Annotated in this window: 2 protein-coding genes; both read right to left on the bottom strand. The window is 43.4% G+C overall.

Translation table 11 applies throughout. The features are described 5' to 3' along the window. Nucleotides 1–72: 72 nt before the first annotated feature. Complete coding sequence (locus LJE11_RS19030) at nucleotides 73–222, bottom strand: hypothetical protein (RefSeq protein ID WP_155513426.1); 150 nt, start codon at nucleotides 220–222, stop codon at nucleotides 73–75. Between the two features lie 122 nt (nucleotides 223–344). Beyond that, nucleotides 345–1,268, bottom strand: coding sequence for an alpha/beta fold hydrolase (locus LJE11_RS19025; RefSeq protein ID WP_008705758.1), 924 nt, complete (start codon nucleotides 1,266–1,268; stop codon nucleotides 345–347). Nucleotides 1,269–1,379: the final 111 nt, after the last annotated feature.

The following is a 1,379-nucleotide window of genomic DNA, read 5'->3' as shown; positions in this document are numbered from 1 at the left end:
ATTGACTTTTTATTTGCAGGCTAAAGTAACGAGAATGCGACGCACAATTATTCAAACGTAAAGTCTTATACCTTAACAGCGAGAAAGACTGCCGAATTGCTCCGACAGTCTCTCATTTTTTACAAGTTCTCCCTGTTCTGCCGCCGGATTTTTCTCCGTACAGCCTGCACAGCCAATGCTGAAAACAAGTATCAGCAACAATATCATTTTGTTTTTTCCCAATATCCGGTTCTCCTCTCTTAAAATGGATTTTAATGGTTCTATAGCAATTCGCAGCCATCAAACAACAAATAGTTACAGATCGTTATAGTTTAACCGGATATCTCTCCATTTTATACATCCACTCAGAAACCTTTTTTTCTCATATAGACAGCAATATCATGATAAACCTGCTCCCTGCCGATCTCGTTGAGGATTTCATGACGCATTCCCGGATACAGTTTCCCCTTTACATCTTTATAACCGGCCCGTCGCATAGCCCGCACTGTCTTTGCAAAATGGCGCACATTGATCAGACAGGGATCCTCAGCCCCACTTACAAACAGTACCGGCATATCTGGATTTGTACAGGAAAAATGCTCCACATCATAGGCACGCTTCATCAGTTCAAATAATGCCAGATACGCATCGTCCGTAAAAGTGAAACCACACAATTCGGATTCCTCATATTCTTTCGCCACATCAGGATCAGAACAGATCCAAGCTGTACACCTCTTATCCTTTCGGAATTTCATTGCCCCTGCACCAAATGACATTGTTTCGATAAGTTTACTTCTGTGTCTCGGTCCAAAGACTGCTTTCTCTGTCTTTGCAATGGCAACTCCCAGAGGCATGGCAGTATTGTAGCTTGGAGAACCACACACGATCAGCATATCTACGCAGCTGTCATGTTCTGCCACAAATGCCCTCACTGCCAGCGAGCCCATACTGTGCCCCATCAGGATCAGCGGAAGTTCCGGATAGTATGCATGGATTTTCCTGTTCACTGTTCGGATATCCTGAAGCATCGCCTGTGCTCCCCCACCGTATGTAAAGCCGAGATCATCCTGATGTTTTACACTTTTTCCATGTCCTCTGTGATCATGAATCACCACCACATATCCAAGTTTTGCCAGATACTGCATAAACGGAATATATCTCTCTTTATGCTCACTCATTCCATGAACCAGCTGTACAACTGCACGATAAGGTTTCTTATCCGGTATCAGTGCCATGACCGAAATCTCAAGCCCGTCTGCTTCTGATTTAAAAGAACTCTCATACTTCATAGATCCACGCCTTCTTTCTGTATTTTCGCATATTATTCTTTATTTTATCCGCTCCGATGTTACTGTTCACTCCGTTCACAGTAACGTAGCCAAAATTCATTCCAGATTGCC

The organism is Blautia sp. DFI.1.216, assembly GCF_020594215.1.
Taxonomy (GTDB): domain Bacteria; phylum Bacillota; class Clostridia; order Lachnospirales; family Lachnospiraceae; genus Blautia_A; species Blautia_A wexlerae.
Note: the sequence above shows the minus strand (reverse complement) of the source record. Positions and strands in the feature narration are given on the sequence as shown.

Coding starts and splice junctions, on each gene's coding strand:
- LJE11_RS19025 (WP_008705758.1), bottom strand. CDS start 1,268: ATGAAGTATGAGAGTTCTTTTAAATCAGAAGCAGACGGGCTTGAGATT.